12 protein-coding genes and 1 riboswitch are annotated in these 16,466 nt (G+C 54.3%); of the genes, 4 read left to right on the forward strand and 8 right to left on the reverse strand.

The window, feature by feature from the left end; genetic code table 11:
• Positions 1–61: 61 nt before the first annotated feature.
• The 5 genes from HMPREF1207_RS02670 to HMPREF1207_RS02690 all read right to left on the reverse strand — a co-directional run bounded on the left by HMPREF1207_RS02670 (position 62) and on the right by HMPREF1207_RS02690 (position 7,208).
• Entirely contained in the window at positions 62–1,555 is a 1,494-nt protein-coding gene (locus tag HMPREF1207_RS02670) for an ABC transporter substrate-binding protein (RefSeq protein WP_009672716.1), read from the reverse strand.
• Between the two features lie 98 nt (positions 1,556–1,653).
• Positions 1,654–2,610: a carbohydrate ABC transporter permease gene (locus tag HMPREF1207_RS02675; RefSeq protein ID WP_009672749.1), complete on the reverse strand. Its 957-nt coding sequence runs from the start codon at positions 2,608–2,610 to the stop codon at positions 1,654–1,656.
• 39 nt (positions 2,611–2,649) lie between these two features.
• The gene (locus HMPREF1207_RS02680; protein ID WP_009672831.1) at positions 2,650–3,579 is read right to left on the reverse strand and encodes an ABC transporter permease; all 930 of its coding nucleotides are present in this window, start codon (positions 3,577–3,579) and stop codon (positions 2,650–2,652) included.
• 240 nt (positions 3,580–3,819) lie between these two features.
• A complete protein-coding gene (locus HMPREF1207_RS02685; protein ID WP_009672704.1) occupies positions 3,820–5,376 on the reverse strand; it encodes a response regulator transcription factor in 1,557 nt (518 codons plus the stop codon).
• The gene (locus HMPREF1207_RS02690) at positions 5,373–7,208 is read right to left on the reverse strand and encodes a cache domain-containing sensor histidine kinase (protein WP_016423431.1); all 1,836 of its coding nucleotides are present in this window, start codon (positions 7,206–7,208) and stop codon (positions 5,373–5,375) included. Before HMPREF1207_RS02690 ends, HMPREF1207_RS02685 begins: the two co-directional genes overlap by 4 nt.
• Before the next feature lie 192 nt (positions 7,209–7,400).
• On the opposite strand from HMPREF1207_RS02690, the gene HMPREF1207_RS02695 reads away from it, so the two are divergent.
• A complete protein-coding gene (locus tag HMPREF1207_RS02695) occupies positions 7,401–10,550 on the forward strand; it encodes an alpha-mannosidase (protein WP_009672741.1) in 3,150 nt (1,049 codons plus the stop codon).
• 104 nt (positions 10,551–10,654) lie between these two features.
• Here HMPREF1207_RS02695 and HMPREF1207_RS02700 read toward each other — a convergent pair whose 3' ends face one another.
• Positions 10,655–11,434 (reverse strand): alpha/beta hydrolase, encoded by a 780-nt coding sequence (locus HMPREF1207_RS02700; RefSeq protein ID WP_009672790.1) that lies wholly within the window; start codon positions 11,432–11,434, stop codon positions 10,655–10,657.
• 126 nt (positions 11,435–11,560) lie between these two features.
• Positions 11,561–11,681, forward strand: a riboswitch (SAM riboswitch).
• 82 nt (positions 11,682–11,763) lie between these two features.
• Here HMPREF1207_RS02700 and HMPREF1207_RS02705 point away from each other — a divergent pair.
• Genes HMPREF1207_RS02705 through HMPREF1207_RS02715 form a run of 3 tightly spaced genes read left to right on the forward strand, consistent with a single transcriptional unit; the run spans position 11,764 to position 14,325 of the window.
• On the forward strand, positions 11,764–12,792 hold the full coding sequence (locus HMPREF1207_RS02705) for a methionine ABC transporter ATP-binding protein (RefSeq protein ID WP_009672706.1): 1,029 nt from the start codon (positions 11,764–11,766) through the stop codon (positions 12,790–12,792).
• Positions 12,779–13,438, forward strand: coding sequence for a methionine ABC transporter permease (locus HMPREF1207_RS02710; RefSeq protein WP_009672848.1), 660 nt, complete (start codon positions 12,779–12,781; stop codon positions 13,436–13,438). Before HMPREF1207_RS02705 ends, HMPREF1207_RS02710 begins: the two co-directional genes overlap by 14 nt.
• 35 nt (positions 13,439–13,473) lie before the next feature.
• Positions 13,474–14,325 (forward strand): MetQ/NlpA family ABC transporter substrate-binding protein, encoded by an 852-nt coding sequence (locus HMPREF1207_RS02715; protein WP_009672888.1) that lies wholly within the window; start codon positions 13,474–13,476, stop codon positions 14,323–14,325.
• 76 nt (positions 14,326–14,401) lie between these two features.
• Here HMPREF1207_RS02715 and HMPREF1207_RS02720 read toward each other — a convergent pair whose 3' ends face one another.
• On the reverse strand, positions 14,402–15,280 hold the full coding sequence (locus HMPREF1207_RS02720; protein ID WP_009672725.1) for a sugar phosphate isomerase/epimerase family protein: 879 nt from the start codon (positions 15,278–15,280) through the stop codon (positions 14,402–14,404).
• A gap of 29 nt (positions 15,281–15,309) precedes the next feature.
• The gene (locus HMPREF1207_RS02725; protein WP_009672843.1) at positions 15,310–16,371 is read right to left on the reverse strand and encodes a Gfo/Idh/MocA family protein; all 1,062 of its coding nucleotides are present in this window, start codon (positions 16,369–16,371) and stop codon (positions 15,310–15,312) included.
• Positions 16,372–16,466: the final 95 nt, after the last annotated feature.

The raw sequence follows: 16,466 nt of genomic DNA on the forward strand, positions 1-16,466 counted from the left end.
ATCCATGTAAAAAAAGCGGCCGCACATCCGCGGCCGCTTCTTTGATAAGGAGAACGTACGCTTACTTCTTCTCCGCTTTCCATTTGTCGAACTGGTTTTGAGCTTCGGCTATGACTTTATCAAGCCCGGCCGCTTTCATTTTTTCCATCGCTTTCGGCAAGTACTCGTTCGGATCTACCGACCCTGTCATAATGGCCGGGTAAAACTCGCGGGCGATGGCGGAGATGGACGCCACTTCGGTTTTGACCGGATCGACGTCGAAGTTGAATCCGAACGTCGGCGAGACTTTCGCCGAATCGTTAAACTTCTTGAACGCCTCCCACTTGTCGGCCGGTTCTTCTTTGTGCAGGTACGTCAAGTACATGTTTCCGAGCGCGAAGCCCGGCATCTGGAAGCCGTCCTTCATCGCAGGCAGGTCTTCAATGACATTTTCGGACACTTTCTTGTAGTGCGTGCCTTCGATTCCGAAGCTGAACAGGTTGCGCAGATATTTGTCCGTGTTGAGCAGATTCAGGAACATCATGGCGCGCTCCGGATTTTTGGAGTTCGCGGAAATCGCATGCATCGCGCCGGAAGCCGAACCGGTGAACACGACCGGATCCTGCATCGGAGTCGATACGATGTCGTAGCCTGCGCTCCGGGACCAGCCCAGATCCGCGTATGGCTGCGTAATTTCGCGGTCCACGAACCATTTGCCCGTCTTGATATTGTCGATGCCGTCAAGCGTAGCGACATCTTTGCGCAGGTATCCCGCCTGGTAGTATTTGCGGATCGTTTCCAGAGAAGCTTTCAGCTCGGGGGTCTCCAAAATATTGACGAATTTGAAGTCCGAAGCGTTGTCCTGAATTTTCATTCCGACCGGGAATTCATCCCCGAGAATAAAGTCGTACGGAATATACGGCTTAAATCCTTTCGGTACGGCAAGCGGTGTAATGTCTTCCGGTTCGCCTTCTTTAATCTGCTTCAGGTACGGCTCCAGGTCTTGAAGAGTACGTACTTGGGTCATGTCGATCTTGTATTTGTCCACGTATTTCTTGTTGAAGCGCCATACCCACTGCTCGCCGAGCTCCTTGTTGACCGGAACGGCGTAATTCTTTCCGTCGATTTTGGTTCCTTCGAGAAAACGGGGGTCCAGCTCTTCTTTGATCCCCTTGCCGTATTTATCGAGCAGATCGTTCAGCGGCATGAACGCGCCTTTAGCCGCATTCGTGCGGTACTCGAACGCCCACGAAGACGTGAAGGCGATGTCGAAGTTTTCGCCGGAAGCGGAAAGCACCTGCATCCGTTTGGAATAATCGCCCCAGTCGATCATGGTGATATCGAGCGTCGCGTTGATTTTTTCCTTCACATATTTATTGATCTCTTCCTGAACTTTAGGCAAATCCCGCTGCGGACCGCCGATCAGGTACACTTTTAATTTAACTTCCTTCTCGGTCGAATCGCCGGCCCCCTGTTTGCTGTCTCCGCCCTCGCTCTTGCTTCCGCAGCCTGCGAGCAAAGACCCGAATGCCAGCATCAGTGCGAGCATGAACACAAGCGTTTTTTTTCCCGCCATGCTTAATTCCCCCTGACAACATCATAATGATAACGCTTTCTTTATTGGTGTGACCTCTCCTTCAGCCCTTCGGAAGAGAAGGCCGTAAGCCCTAATCCCTACTCTTTGACCGAACCGATCGTCAGCCCCTGAATAAAATATTTCTGGAAAAACGGATAAGCGAGCGCAATCGGCAGTGTGGCTAATACAACCATCGCCATACGCACCGTTTCCGTGGGAAGCGAGGCCGCAATATCATACGACACGACCTTGGAACTGTTCTGAACGACAAAATCCATGTTGTTCTGAATGCGCATCAACATCGTTTGAAGCGGAATCAGCGTCGGCTTGTCGATATAAAGCAGCGCATTGAACCAGTCGTTCCAGAACGCGAGCGTACTGAACAAGCCGATCGTCGCAATGCCCGGCAGTGAAATCGGCAGCACGATTCGCGTGAATACGCCGAATTCGGTCGCACCGTCCATTTTGGCCGATTCTACAATGGCGTCCGGAACCGTCGTGGAGAAGAACGTCCGCATCACCAGAATGTAGAAAGCGTTCAGCACGGACGGCAGAATGAGCGCCCAAATCGAATCGCGCAGATGCAGAAATTGGGTGACCACGATATACGAAGGCACCAGGCCTCCGGAGAACAGCATCGTGAAGAAAGCGAGAAAGCTGAAAAATCTCCGCTGCTCGAAACTTTTCCGCGATAAGGCGTACGCATACGTGGCGACGAGATACAGCGTGAGCAAAGTGCCGAGCACTGTCACCAGAAGCGTGACTCCGAACGACTGAAGCAGCTGCTGCCCCGAGTTCATCAGAAACCGGTACGAAGCTGTGCTTAACTGGCTCGGCACCAGGCTGAATCCCTCGATAGCGAGCGTTTTCTCGTCGGTAAACGAAATGATAATAATAAACAGAAACGGAAACACGCAGGACAAAGCGAACAAACCCACGCCCGTCGAGAACACGAAATTCCAGAACGGCGAAATCGCATTCAAATCTTTCGGCTTCCTGCCCTTCCGGGCTTGCGCCGTCGCTCCTGCCTTAACCGATCCGCTCAAGTCTGACATTGCTGGCACCCCCTAGCCGGATCCTTGCTGCTTTTACGTTTAAAAAACGGCATATTCTTTTTCGATCTTCCGCACCGCATAATTGGCCGTCAGGACCAGAATCAGGCCCACAACCGACTGGTAAAGTCCCGTAGCCGTACTCATTCCCGTATCGCCCATAACCGTCAGTCCGCGGTAAACGAACGTGTCGATCACGTCTGTAACCGGATACAAAGCACCCGAGTTTTTCGTCACCTGGAAGAATAAGCCGAAGTCCGAGCGGAAAATGCCGCCAAGCGCCAGCACGGTCAAAATAATCATCAGCGGTTTGAGCTGCGGAAGCGTTATGTACTTGATTTGCTGCCATTTGCTGGCTCCGTCGATCATTGCGGCTTCGTAATACGAACGGTCGATCCCCGCAATGGCGGCGAGATAGACGACGCTGCCGTAGCCGATGTTTTTCCAGATGCCCATAAAAATCAGGATGTACGGCCAATATTTCGGCTCGCTGTACCAGTTGACCGGATCGGCTCCGAAATACGCGAGAAGCTGGTTGAACACACCCTTTTCCATATTGAGAAAAATCAGCACGAAGTAACTGATAATAACCCAAGACAGGAAATACGGCATAAACATGGCCGTCTGATACACTTTGGTCAGCCGTTTGTTCAGCAGCTCGTTCATGACGATCGCGAACCCGACCGCACAGACCAGCCCCAGAAAAATCAAAGCCAGATTGTACAAAATCGTATTGCGTGTGATGATAAACGCGTCATTGGTGGAGAACAGAAATTCGAAGTTTTTCAGACCTACCCATTCGCTGTTAAAAACGCTTGCAAAAAAGCCGTCCGGATGAATACGAAAGTCTTTAAACGCCACGATCGTACCAAACATGGGCAGGTAGGCAAAAATGATAAACCAGATCGCTCCCGGCAGCACCAACAAGAGAAACGCCCGGTTTCTCACTAAACTTTTCACGATGCCAGGCACGGCGCTTTTCCCTCCTTTGCCTTTTCTTAGGTTGTCTTCTACGGTTGTTAATCCCCTATAATCAACAACGGCAGCTCACGCGGGACTTTCCGTCTCGCTCCCGTTTTCATTATCCCCGCTGACCGCCTCCCCCGTATAGTTGAAAAATCTAATCCAAGATGGAGAAATTAAAGAAATCTTTAGCGATATCATAAAAAAAAGCATGCAGGTGCAAATGCACACGCATGCTTTTTCCCTTTTTTACCTTTTAGTGTACATGGAACGGAGTTCCGTCGGCGATACGCCGGCGTATTTCTTAAATGTCCTGTAAAAGTACGACGAGTCCCAATAGCCGACCTCCTGAGCGATTTCGGCCGTCTTCCGGTCCGTATGGAGAAGAAGGTGCGTAGCCCGCTCCACCCGGTATTGGTTCACATAATCCGAAAAGCTGGTCCCCATCTCCTGCTGGAACAATTGCCCGAGATAATTCGGGTGCATGTGCAGCTTTTGGCTGAGCGTCTTCAGCGACAGCTCCCGGGAGTAGTGCTCTTTCACCTGCTCCAGCATCGCCGCTACATGGGGGCTGTACTCGCGGGCCGCATCGGACTGGCTGTCCAGCATCCCGGCTGCTACCCGTTTGACCTGCAAGGCAAGCCCGCTCCGCGTCTGAATCCGGAAGAGTGCCGCGAAAACTTCGCTGTAATCCGGCTGCTTCTCCATCTCCTTGACCGCCAGCATAAGCTGGATGGCCGCATTGAAGTAAGGGTGCCTCGGTACGGGATGAGCGCTGTCGCCCCGGACAAAAAACAGGTCCGCGAACTCGTCGATCTCATCCCGCCTCCCCTCCGCCAGCAGCTTGACGAACCGGTCCATCGCGGGCTCCTGAAGAGCCGGACGGTCTTCTTCCCGGAAGGCGTAAGCCGCCAAGTCGTCGACGATCACACCGGGCTGCTCATTCATCAAGTGTGCCTGATACCACGCTTGCACGGCGCGGGCGCTTGCCGGATAGCCCTGGTACAGCTCTTCGGGATGACCCGCCGCGCACCAGACCCGAAACCCGGTGAAGCCGGCGATCCACTCCGACATTCTCCGCAAGGCCGGAAGCACCTTTACTTCGCTCCCGCTTAAAGCGAACAGGAGCGTAATTTCATCGCCGTCCCCCGGAAAGGCGATCACTTCGCAGTTCTCCGGCAGCTCTTCCGTGCCGATTCGTTCGCACTCCTCTGCCAGACCGGGAAGACGGTAAAACTGGAAGGCAGGCTCGTTTTCCGTCACGATCCGCAGCGCTGCCGAGCGATAGACCTCGTGGTCGATGGGAATGCCGAGCATTCTCGCGCGCTCCCTGAACTCCTTGTTGTCGATGGTCCCGTTCGTCCAGCGGTGCAAAATATTGTTGCGCAATATTTTCCAGTCTTCATCCAGGCGGAAGCGGCTGATTTCTTCCCGTTCCCAGTCCCGCAAAATGTGCTTGATCGTCGCTTCCAGTTCGTCGATATTGATGGGCTTGAGCAGGTAATTTTCAATGCCCAGCAAAATGCCTTCCTTTACATATTTGAATTCGTCGTAGCCGCTCAAAATAATGAACTTGGTCCGCGGATTCAGCAGTTTGACCCGGCGCAGCAGCTCCAGACCGGTCATTTCCGGCATCATAATATCCGTGATGAGCAGGTCCACCGGCTCTTCCTTCAGCTTCTCCAGCGCCTCCAGACCGTTCCGGGCGGAGCCTGCGATTTGCAAGTCGAACTGCTCCCAGGGCAGCAGGTTGTACAGCCCTTGGACGATAAGCGGCTCGTCATCGGCAAAAAATAATTTTCTCATGGCAGCATCTCCCCCTGTACGGCCGGAAGCTTCAACGTCACTTCGCAGCCTTGATCCGGGCCGCTGTTTACCGTGAGGCCGTAATCGCTTCCGTAATGGGACCGGATCCGCTCGTTCACGTTGAGAAGGCCCAGCGAACCGCCGCCAAGGGCACCGGAATCCGGCTTCCTCGCCAGCCGCTTGCGGATTTCGGCCAGCTTCTCCGGCGGCATTCCTTTCCCGTTGTCCGCCACACGGACGACGATGTTCTCCTCTTCGCGCACGACAGTTACCGCGATCCGGTTCGAATCCGATTCGGGCCGGAACCCGTGCACGAGGTAGTTTTCGACGACCGGCTGAATGAGCAGTTTGACCACCTGGCAGTTGGCCGCGTTTTTATCCAGATACGTCTCGACCTCCAGCCTGTTCTCGAAGCGGTACTGGAAAAGCTTCAGGTACATGCCGTTCATCTCCATTTCTTCCGCCAGGGTCACATTCGTCTGCTTGCGGATCATGTCCCGGAACAGGGCGGCAAGAATATAGATCATTTGACCGACATCTCTCGCCCCGGACGTGATGGCCTTCATGCGGATGCTTTCCAGCGTGTTGTACAGAAAGTGAGGGTTGATCTGCGCCTGCATCGCCACGAGTTCGGCATTCTTCTGCTTGATCTCCGAGCGGTACACCTGGTCGATGTACGTTTCGAGCCGGTCGCACATGTAATTGAAATTTTGCGAAATATCCTGCAGCTCATCTTCGCCGGTCAGCACGATGCGTGCGCTCAAATCGCCTTCCTGAAGACGCCGGATGTGCGTCACGATTTTGCGGATCTTTTTGGAATACTGCCGGATGATCGTAAACGTAAACATAAAACTCACCGCAATGCAAAGGGCGGTTATCCCGATCAGACTCAGCCGGATTGTGTGCATGCTCTGCTCGATCCGGGATTTCGGGATAATCCCCGCAATCGTCATTCCCGTATTCCCGACGGTCAGCACGTTCACCTTGGACGGCTCTTCGAGCTCCACCCAGTCTTTCTGCTCCTGAAGCTGCAGCCAGTACGGATAGATCTGTCCCTGATAACGATTCTCGGAATCGTAAATGACCTGCCCGCCGGAAGTCATCAGCAGCATTTTAGCCCCTCGGTCTTTCAGCTTGCTTTCTACCAGACGCTTGATCGCATCCGTATTCAGATCGAAAACAATGGCCCCGTATTTTTGAAGCGACACGGTATCTTTTAAAATATGGGTGTACGAGTAGACCGGTCCGCTATCTTTCCGCGCCTCCCACAGGACGGATCGTTTATCTGTCAGCTGCCACTGATGATTGACGGTGGAATCGAACCAGCCGGGGTTGTCCTGCGGAATCTCCGACGGATAATAAAACCGCTGGCTGCCGGGATTCATAAAATAAAAAAAGCGCTCCCCCTTGCTGTACAAAAGAATATTCGCGATGGAAGGCTCGTCTTTGAGAAACGACCGGAGCTGGCTGTCGAAATTTTTGGGTTCCGTTCCGCTGCTCTGGATGTACCGGTTCAGCCGCCTTTTCAAATAATCCTCATACTCGTGCGATAAAAAATAAGTCAAATCCTCGTTAACCGCCGCGTCCGTGTACAGCTGCTGGATGGCCGAATACATCCGTTCGTACAGCTGATTCAAGTTAACGCTTACAATATCCAGATCTTTAAGGACGCGGTCCGTCTGCTCCCGCATGCTGCGCTGCTCATAGTACTGATAAGCCAGGATCGACACGCCCAGAAACAGCAGCACCATGACAATCGAGTAAAAAAGAAGAATTTTGTTAAACATCCGTTTTTTCAGGTGAATCCGGTAAAACGTTTTTAAGCTCGGCATGAGGTCAGCACCGTCACTTTCGGTCAATTCGCGTATAAGCTTATCACCGATGGGGGAAATTAGGCAATTGCATTCCCCTCTCTCCGCGGACTATAATAGAGCTACCCTATAATCACCCGCAGTTCCATCAAACAGGATTTTCCTCCTATACTCGCTCCCTATAATCCGGTTCCAACAGGGGGTTTCTTCGACATGTTCCTCACCGAACACAAATTGCAATCGCGTATCCGTGAACTATCCGAGCTTCGCTACCGGGATAAGCATCCCATTCCGTCTTTTCTTTCCCTTGAAGACAAACGCAAAGAAATCAATCCGAGCCTTCCCGCTCCCGCTGAGGACTGGAAGACGATGAACGTCGGAAATACGTGGACGGGCCGCGATCTTTATTTGTGGCTGTCCGCTGAAATACATATCCCGCAAGACTGGTCCGGCAAACGCATTCTCGGCCGCTTCGATTTCGGCGATACGGGCGGCGGCAACAACTCCGGGTTCGAGTCCTTGTTTTACTGGAACGGCAAGCCGTATCAGGGCGTCGATTCCAATCACAAGGAAGTGTTCCTCCCGGACGATGCGGCGGGTACATCCCGGCAGCTCCTGTTCCGCCTGTGGTCCGGACTGGAAGGTGGCGGGCAGCCCCAGGATCAGACGCATGCCATCCGGCAGGCCGAATTTTGCTGGCTGGACGAGGCCACGGACGACCTGTACTTCACCGCGCAGGCGGCACTCGATACCGTCCGCATTCTGGATGCCAACGCTCCCGAAAGGACGGCGCTGCTTCATGCCCTGAATCAGTCGTTCAAGCTCATGGACTGGACTGAGCCCGGTTCCGAAGATTTTTACGTGTCGGTAAATGCCGCGAGAACCGAACTGACTACACGGATCGAGCGGATGGACAAAAGATCCGATGTGACCGTCACCTGTGTCGGCCATACGCACATCGACGTGGCCTGGCTGTGGAGGCTTAAACATACCCGGGAGAAATGCGCCCGTTCTTTCTCCACCGTGATGCGGCTCATGGAGATGTTCCCGGACTACACCTTCCTGCAGACCCAGCCTCAGCTGTACGAGTACGTCAAGGAGGATTACCCCGAGCTGTACGAAGCGATCAAGGAGCGTGCGGCGGAAGGCCGCTGGGAAGCGGGCGGAGGCATGTGGCTGGAAGCCGACTGCAACCTTACTTCCGGCGAATCGCTGGTCCGGCAGCTTTTGATCGGCACCCGCTTCCTCGCGGACGAGTTCGGCACGGAATGCAAATACTTGTGGCTTCCGGACGTTTTCGGCTACAGTTGGTCCCTGCCGCAAATTTTGAAGAAATCCGGCATTCATACGTTTATGACGACGAAAATCAGCTGGAACCAGTACAACCGGATGCCGTTCGACACGTTCCATTGGCGCGGGATCGACGGTTCCGAGGTGCTCACTCACTTCATTACGACGCCGGAGCCGTGGTCCGGGCCCGACTCCTGGTTCTACACGTACAACGGTCAAATTATCCCGAAAACCGTGAAAGGAATCTGGGACGGCTACCGCGATAAGGAAATGAACCAGGAACTTCTGCTCTCTTACGGTTACGGGGACGGAGGCGGCGGTGTCAACCGCGACATGCTGGAGATGCGCCGGAGACTGAACAGCCTGCCGGGCCTGCCGAACGTGGAGACGGGACGCGCCGACGCCTACTTCGAAAGGCTGCAGGAAACAGCGGCGGACACCGATGCATACATGCACACGTGGGATGGGGAACTGTACCTGGAGTATCACCGGGGCACTTACACAAGCCAGGCTTACAACAAACGGATGAACCGCAAGCTGGAGCTCGCCTACCGCGAAGCGGAATGGCTGAATGCCATGCAGAGCGTTCTGCATAACGATTGGAGCCTGTACAAAGGCAAGGAACTTACCGAAGGCTGGAAAATCATTCTCCGCAACCAGTTCCACGACATCATTCCCGGTTCTTCTATCCGTGAAGTGTACGAGGACAGCGTTATCGAGTATGAAGAAGCGGAAGCGATCGGCCGCGCCGTCGACACGCAGGCGGTTGAAGCGATCGCCGCAGGCAAGGACCCTTCCGGCGCTTCTGCCTACACCGTCTGGAATTCGTCTCCCTGGGCGGTAACGGAGCTCGTGACGATTGCGGCTCCGCAGCAGGGAGTATCCGGGCAATGGCTCGACCTGCAAGGCAGCGTGCTTCAGGCGCAGCTTCACGAAGAGGTGTGGACCGTAGAAGTGAAAAACATTCCGCCGATGGGCTACACCACCGTCAAGTTCGCAGGGGGTTCCGGGCAAGCGGAATCACCGAGTCCTTTCGCGTGGAATCACAGCGGGATTGAGACGCCGTTTTATGTGCTGGAATGGAACGCGCAGGGTCAATTGACCCGCATCTACGATAAAAATCAGCGGCGTGAAGTATTGGCGCCGGGCGCAAAGGGCAACGTGCTCCAGCTTTTCGAGGATAAGCCGCTCGCTCACGAGGCGTGGGATATCGACCTCTTTTATCAGGAAAACATGCAGGAAATCCGGGATTTCAAGGGCGCCGAACTGGTCGAGGAAGGGCCGCTTCGTGCCGTGATCCGCTTCAACTGGGTGTACCGAAATTCGTCGATCAGCCAAGATCTGGTGGTGTACGGCAGCCACCCGCGCATTGATTTCGTGACGGAAGCCGACTGGCATGAACAGAAGCAGCTGCTGAAAGCGGCCTTCCCCGTCGATATCCGCACAACGGAAGCGACCTTCGACATCCAGTTCGGCAACGTGAAGCGTCCGAATCACTGGAACACGAGCTGGGACTGGGCGCGTTTCGAGACCGTCGGGCACCAGTGGGCCGATCTTTCGGACCGGGGCTACGGCGTCAGCCTGCTCAACGACTGCAAGTACGGATACGACATCAAGGGGAACGTGATGCGCCTCACCTTGATCAAATGCGCGACCCATCCGGATACCCATGCGGACCAGGGTCATCATGCCTTCACCTATTCCCTGCTGCCCCACCGGGGAGATTGGCTGCAGGGCCAGACCGTGAAAGAGGCGTGGATGCTGAACTGCCCGCTCCGGGCTTCAGCGGGAACCGCGGAAGTTCCGTCCCGTTCGATGTTCACTTTGTCGGGAGACACCGCCATGATATCGGCCGTCAAAAAAGCCGAGGATTCCGGCAAAGTCATCGTCCGTGTTCACGATTACTCCGGAAGCCGCAACGCACTTGAACTGACAAGCGATTTCCGCATCGCTTCCTGGCGGGAAACGAACTTGATGGAGAAGCCCGAAGGGCCTGTCGTCCATGATGGAACGATTTCTTTCGTGCTCCAGCCTTATGAAATCAAAACGTTCGAGATTGAACTCGAAGCATAAACGTCCGGCGCGAAACCCGGCGCGAAACAAAAAGCTTCCCCAGCCATACGGCGGGGAAGCTTTTTTTCGGTTGCGGCACGCAGCCCGTGTAACGGCAAGGCGTTCTACTCGGTCTGACGCTTGAGCGGAAGCCATTCCAGAACCCGGCTGATCTGCTGATCCCAATAGCTCCAGTCGTGGATCCTCCCCTCTTCCTCTTCATAAAGGAGGGGAATATTCAGACTTTGCACATAATCGCGGAAGGCGATATTTTCCTCGTATAGAAAATCATCCGTCCCGCAGCACTGGTAAAGAGCCGGCAGCTCCGTCTTCTTCTCCGCCGCATGACGGGCCAGCGCAAACAGATCGCTTGCTCCCAGCAGCTCCTGGTTGTTTCCGAACACGAGCCGGAAATCTTTGGGGAACCGTGTTTCAATCTCTTTCACCTGCGTCACGCCCGACAAACTGGCGGCGGCCGCGAACTGATCCGGCTTTTTCAGCGCCCATTTGAAAGCTCCGTAGCCTCCCATCGACAGACCGGCCACGAAATTGTCCTCCCGGCGGTCCGACAGCGGAAAGAAGGAGCGGCAAACCTGCGGAAGCTCTTCGGACAGGAACGTCCAGTAATCGTACCCGTTCTCCATGTCCGTATAGAAGCTGCGCGCCGCATTCGGCATCACGACGGCCAGCCCGAGAGGGGCGGCGTACCGCTCGATAGCCGTTCTCCGCATCCAGATCGAATCGTCGTCCGACAATCCGTGCAGCAGGTACAAGGTCGGGTGCCTACGCCCCCCTGCGCTGCCTTCCAACCCGATTTGACTGGTCGTCTGCTGAGGCAGAATCACTTGGATAGAAGTGGACATGCCGAGTACTTCGGAATAAAAATCACATTGAATGAAAGCCATGCTGCACATCTCCTACTTGTTTATATTTACCAGGGGTAAAATAACCGTTGACTTCAAAAAATCCTTAGGTTATACTCGGAATTGTCGTTTTACCGTCTAATTTAGGACAACCTCATACTATACCGATTCTTATCAAGAGTGGCGGAGGGACAAGGCCCTGCGAAGCCCGGCAACCGATCGCAGCAATATGCGCGATGACAATGGTGCCAATTCCTTCAGGATCCAGGCGGATTCTGGCAGATGAGAAGGTCGTTTTCGATACCGGAAAAGCCCTTTTTGTCTTTACAAAATGGGCTTTTTCTTATTTTCAAGCAAAGAAGGTGAAGCAATTGATCGAAATCAGGAAGCTGCGCAAGCAATACGGCAGCGGATCCCGCATAACACACGCGCTGCAAGAAATTAATCTCACGATTGATAAAGGCGAGATTTACGGCATTATCGGCCACTCGGGCGCCGGCAAAAGCACCCTGCTCCGGACGATCAATCTCCTGGAGCGCCCGACCGAGGGCAGCGTCGTCGTGGACGGCGTTGACCTGACGAAACTCAGTACCAAGAAGCTTCAAGATCAGCGCCGCCGGATCGGCATGATCTTTCAGCATTTCAATCTCCTCTCCTCCGCCACGGTGGAAGAGAACATCGCATTCCCGCTTCGCCTGGCCGGTACGGCCAAATCAGAAGCACGGCGCCGCGTCGCCGAGCTCCTTGCCCTGGTCGGTCTGACCGAGCACGGCAAGAAGTACCCGTCCCAGCTGTCCGGGGGCCAGAAGCAGCGTGTCGGCATCGCACGCGCACTTGCGACGAACCCGCACGTCCTGCTGTGCGACGAAGCGACTTCCGCACTCGACCCGCAAACGACGAATTCCATTCTCAATCTGCTGCTGGACATCAACCGCAAGCTGAAGATCACCATCGTGCTCATTACGCACGAAATGCAGGTGATCCGCTCCATCTGCGACCGCGTTGCCGTCATTCATGAAGGCCAGATCGTGGAGCACGGGCCTGTGGCGGAAGTATTCCTAAAGCCGCGCCACGACGTAACCCGGCAGTTCATCGAACAGGTTGCGGATTCGGTTGAGATCGACAAGCCGGACACTGCGGGAGTTCCCGCCCAGGACGGCACGGTGCTGAAAATCACCTTTCTCGGTGAAACTACGTACGAGCCGATTTTATCCAGAACGGTTCAGCAGACAGGCGTGACGTTCTCCATTCTGCAGGGAACCATTTCCCGAATGAAAAACACGCCTTACGGCCAGCTCGTCGTTCGACTGCAGGGCCCGCGGGATGCGGCGGAGAATACGATCCGTCTCCTGCGCGAGCACGGCCTGGATGTGGAGGTGTATTCGAATGGATTGGTCTAAAATCGATTGGAGCGAAATCGGAACCGCCACGAACGATACGATGATGATGCTCGGCCTTTCGGCCCTGTTCACGTTCGTGATCGGGCTGCCGATCGGCGTGCTGCTCTATCTGACTTCGAAAGGAAGTCTGCTGGAAAACCGCACGTTCAACATCGTCATCTCGTTTATCGTCAACGTGCTGCGTTCCTTCCCTTTCATCATTCTGATGATCGCCGCGATTCCGCTGACGAAGCTTCTCGTCGGCACTTCCATCGGCGTCAAGGGAACGATTCCGCCGCTTGTCATCGCGGCCGCGCCTTTCTTCGCGCGTCTCGTCGAGACGGCTTTGCGCGAGGTGGACCGCGGCATTATCGAAGCCGCCCAGTCCATGGGCGCGGGCCGATTCCAGATCGTCCGCCGCGTTCTGCTGCCGGAAGCTCTTCCCGGCCTTATCGCCGGCATTACGATCACCACCGTTACGCTCGTATCCTACACGGCCATGTCCGGTATGGTCGGCGGCGGCGGCCTCGGTGACCTGGCTATCCGCTACGGGTACCAGCGTTTCCAGACGGAAGTCATGATCGCGACCGTCGTTATTTTGCTTATTCTCGTGCAAATTTTGCAGATGATCGGAGACCGTTTCGTTCTCTATTTCACGCGCAAATGATGCGATAGATAACCGAATCCAAGGAGGAAACCCTTATGAAAAAACGTTCACTGATCGTCTTGTTTCTGATCGTCGCAATGACGGCTCTTGCAGCCTGCGGCAAACAAAAAGCCGAACCTTCGGCTACGACTACACCGGCTTCCGGCGCAGGTACCGGCGAGAAAGCCGCCGTTACCTTGAAAATCGGCGCGACTGCCGTACCGCAAGCCGAGATTCTGGAGTCCGTTAAAGACAAACTGAAAGCGGAAGGCGTTAACCTGGACATTAAAGTGTTTACGGACTACGTTCTGCCGAACACGCAGCTTAACGAGAAACAGCTGGACGCCAATTTTTTCCAGCATCTTCCTTACTTGGAAGAGTTCAATAAAAGCAAAGGCTCTAAACTTGTCAGCGTTGGCAACGTTCATATCGAACCGTTCGGCGGCTATTCCCGTAAAGTGAAGGCGCTTGGCGAACTGAAAGACGGCGCAACGATCGCCATCCCGAACGATCCTTCCAACGGCGCACGCGCTCTGGTTCTTCTGGAGAAGAACGGCCTGATCAAGCTGAAAGAAGGCGTCGGCATCGCCGGAACCGTGAAAGATATCGTAGAAAACAAGAAGAACTTCAAAATCAAAGAACTCGAAGCGGCTATGCTGCCGCGTGTTCTGGACGAAGTCGATCTTGCCCTGATCAATACGAACTACGCGCTTGAAGCGAAGCTGGTTCCTGCCAAAGACGCTCTCTTCGTAGAAGACAAAGATTCCCCTTATGCCAACATTATCGCGGCTCGCGAAGACAATGCGAAGTCCGAAGCGGTTCAGAAGCTGATCAAAGCTCTGCAAACGCCTGAAGTGAAGAAATTCATCGAAGACAAATACCAAGGCTCCGTCCTGCCGGCGTTCTAAGAACGACGAACAGGAACGAAAAACCTTTCCGCCGGATAACCGGCCGGAAAGGTTTTTTTATTGGCGTCTTGCCGGTTTAACGATAAGCCTTGATAAATTCGACCGCCTTGCGGATATCTTCCGCAGGATCGTCGCCCACTTCGCGCTCAATCGTCAGGTAACCCTGATAACCGATTTCTTGCAGCGCCTGGAAGTAGCGGTCGAAGTCGACCTTGCCTTCTCCAAGCGGCAGTTCTTCGAACAATTCGCCCTCGCGGAGCATATCGGCAATTCGTTCATGCGCCATCGGCTCGAAACCGACCGCGCCGTACAGGATGCGGGGATCGAATTCTTTGTGGCGCAGGCCGTCTTTTACGTGCGTATGAACGATATAGTCTTTCAGCGTATAGACGCCCTGGACCGGATCGTCGCCCGTCACCATAATCATGTTGGCCGGATCGAAGTTGACGGATACTCCGTTCGTGCTGAGGGTATCCAGGAAGCTCTTGAGGTGAGCGGCCGGCTCAGGACCGGTTTCGATCGCGAAGTAAGCGTCCACGCTTTTGGCGTATTGGCCCAGCTCTTCGCACGCTTCCTGCATCGCTTCGTAAACGTCGTCCTTCTCGGACGGAACGATCCCGATATGAGTCGTCACGATATTGGTGCCGAGCTCCAGAGCCAGGTCCAGGACGCGCTTCGATTTCTCGATTTTTTCTTTGTTCTCGGCCCGGACTTGGAAGCCGTGTCCCCCGAAGTCGCCTACGAGCGCCGAGACCTGCAGCCCGAGCGAATCGATGTAAGCTTTAAGCTCCTTGCGCTGCGCGGCAGTCAGGTTGTCCGGGTACATCTCGCCCTTAACGGCATAAATCTGTACGCCGTCGGCGCCGACTTCCTTCGCTTTCTGAAGACCTTCGCGGACGGGAAGCCCGAAGCTGTCTACGATAACCCCGATCGGGTTCGGAACGCGGATACTCATGATATTGGAGTTCTCCCCTCAACTATAAATTAATTCACTTGAATTTCTTTGCCGGCTGCGCTGGATTCATAGATTCCGCAAAGAATTTTCATCAGTTCCAGACCGTCTTCCACAGGCGAAATCGTTTCATGCTTGCCCAGGCAGCAGTCCACGAAGTGCTCGATTTCACGGCGGAAACCCGCTTCGAAGTCGAACGTCAGATGATCGATCTGAGGCGTCGCATTCAGAATGGTATTGTGCTTCTCGGTCACGAGCATCAGTTCCGGCTCGATCTCGGCCCCGCCCTGGTCTCCGAACAGCTTGACGGAAATCTCGTCTTTCTTCGCATGCAGCGTGAAGCTGGCTTCAACGGACAGCGCCGCGCCGTTTTCGAAACGGATCAGGGCGGACGCCATGTCTTCGACCGTATTTTTTGCCGCATCGTAATCCGCAGCTTTATAGAAATTCAAATTCTCGATATGTGAACGGTTGCCTAATTTGTCATATGTAACGGCGGAAACGGATTTTACCTTCGGTTTGCCCATCAGGTACCAGCACAGGTCGATCACATGAACGCCGATGTCGATAACCGGACCGCCGCCGGAACGCTCCACGTCCGAAAACCATCCGCCGGGATTGCCCAGGCGTCTCAGCACGGTAGCTTTGGCGTAGTAAATGGAACCGAGTTCGCCGGAATCGATAAAGCGTTTCGCAACATTCGTATTCGTGCCGAAACGGCGTACGAAACCGACCTGCAGCACTTTGCCGGACTTGCGGACGGCTTCCTGCACGGCGTGCGCTTCTTCCACGGTTTTGCACAGCGGTTTCTCAACGAGCACGTGCTTGCCTGCTTCTACGGCCGCTTTGCTGATCTCCGCGTGCGTATTGTTCCAGGTGCAGATGCTGACGGCATCGATTTCGGGATCGGCCAGAAGTTGTTTGTAATCGGTAAACGTTTTCAATGCACCGTATTGTTTAGCTTTCTCTTTGGCCCGCTCTTCGTTCAAATCGCAAACGGCATGAATTTCGACTTGCGCATTTTTGGCGTACGCGCCGAAATGCAGTTCGGAAATCGAGCCGGCACCAATAACGCCGATTTTAAGTTTTGACATGCTTCTCCTTCTCCTCCACATCTATAAGGTTGAATCTATTCCATTCTTACATGAAAAGGAAGCGTCTTCAAGCTTATTTGAAGAAGAGGTGAACA

The organism is Paenibacillus sp. HGH0039 (genome assembly GCF_000411255.1).
Lineage (GTDB): Bacteria > Bacillota > Bacilli > Paenibacillales > NBRC-103111 > Paenibacillus_F.

Bases quoted from the DNA above. Each gene is read 5' to 3' on its own strand.
- HMPREF1207_RS02670 (WP_009672716.1), bottom strand. From the start codon at position 1,555: ATGGCGGGAAAAAAAACGCTTGTGTTCATGCTCGCACTGATGCTGGCA.
- HMPREF1207_RS02675 (WP_009672749.1), bottom strand. From the start codon at position 2,610: ATGTCAGACTTGAGCGGATCGGTTAAGGCAGGAGCGACGGCGCAAGCC.
- HMPREF1207_RS02685 (WP_009672704.1), bottom strand. From the start codon at position 5,376: ATGAGAAAATTATTTTTTGCCGATGACGAGCCGCTTATCGTCCAAGGG.
- HMPREF1207_RS02690 (WP_016423431.1), bottom strand. From the start codon at position 7,208: ATGCCGAGCTTAAAAACGTTTTACCGGATTCACCTGAAAAAACGGATG.
- HMPREF1207_RS02695 (WP_009672741.1), top strand. From the start codon at position 7,401: ATGTTCCTCACCGAACACAAATTGCAATCGCGTATCCGTGAACTATCC.
- HMPREF1207_RS02700 (WP_009672790.1), bottom strand. From the start codon at position 11,434: ATGGCTTTCATTCAATGTGATTTTTATTCCGAAGTACTCGGCATGTCC.
- HMPREF1207_RS02710 (WP_009672848.1), top strand. From the start codon at position 12,779: ATGGATTGGTCTAAAATCGATTGGAGCGAAATCGGAACCGCCACGAAC.
- HMPREF1207_RS02715 (WP_009672888.1), top strand. From the start codon at position 13,474: ATGAAAAAACGTTCACTGATCGTCTTGTTTCTGATCGTCGCAATGACG.
- HMPREF1207_RS02720 (WP_009672725.1), bottom strand. From the start codon at position 15,280: ATGAGTATCCGCGTTCCGAACCCGATCGGGGTTATCGTAGACAGCTTC.
- HMPREF1207_RS02725 (WP_009672843.1), bottom strand. From the start codon at position 16,371: ATGTCAAAACTTAAAATCGGCGTTATTGGTGCCGGCTCGATTTCCGAA.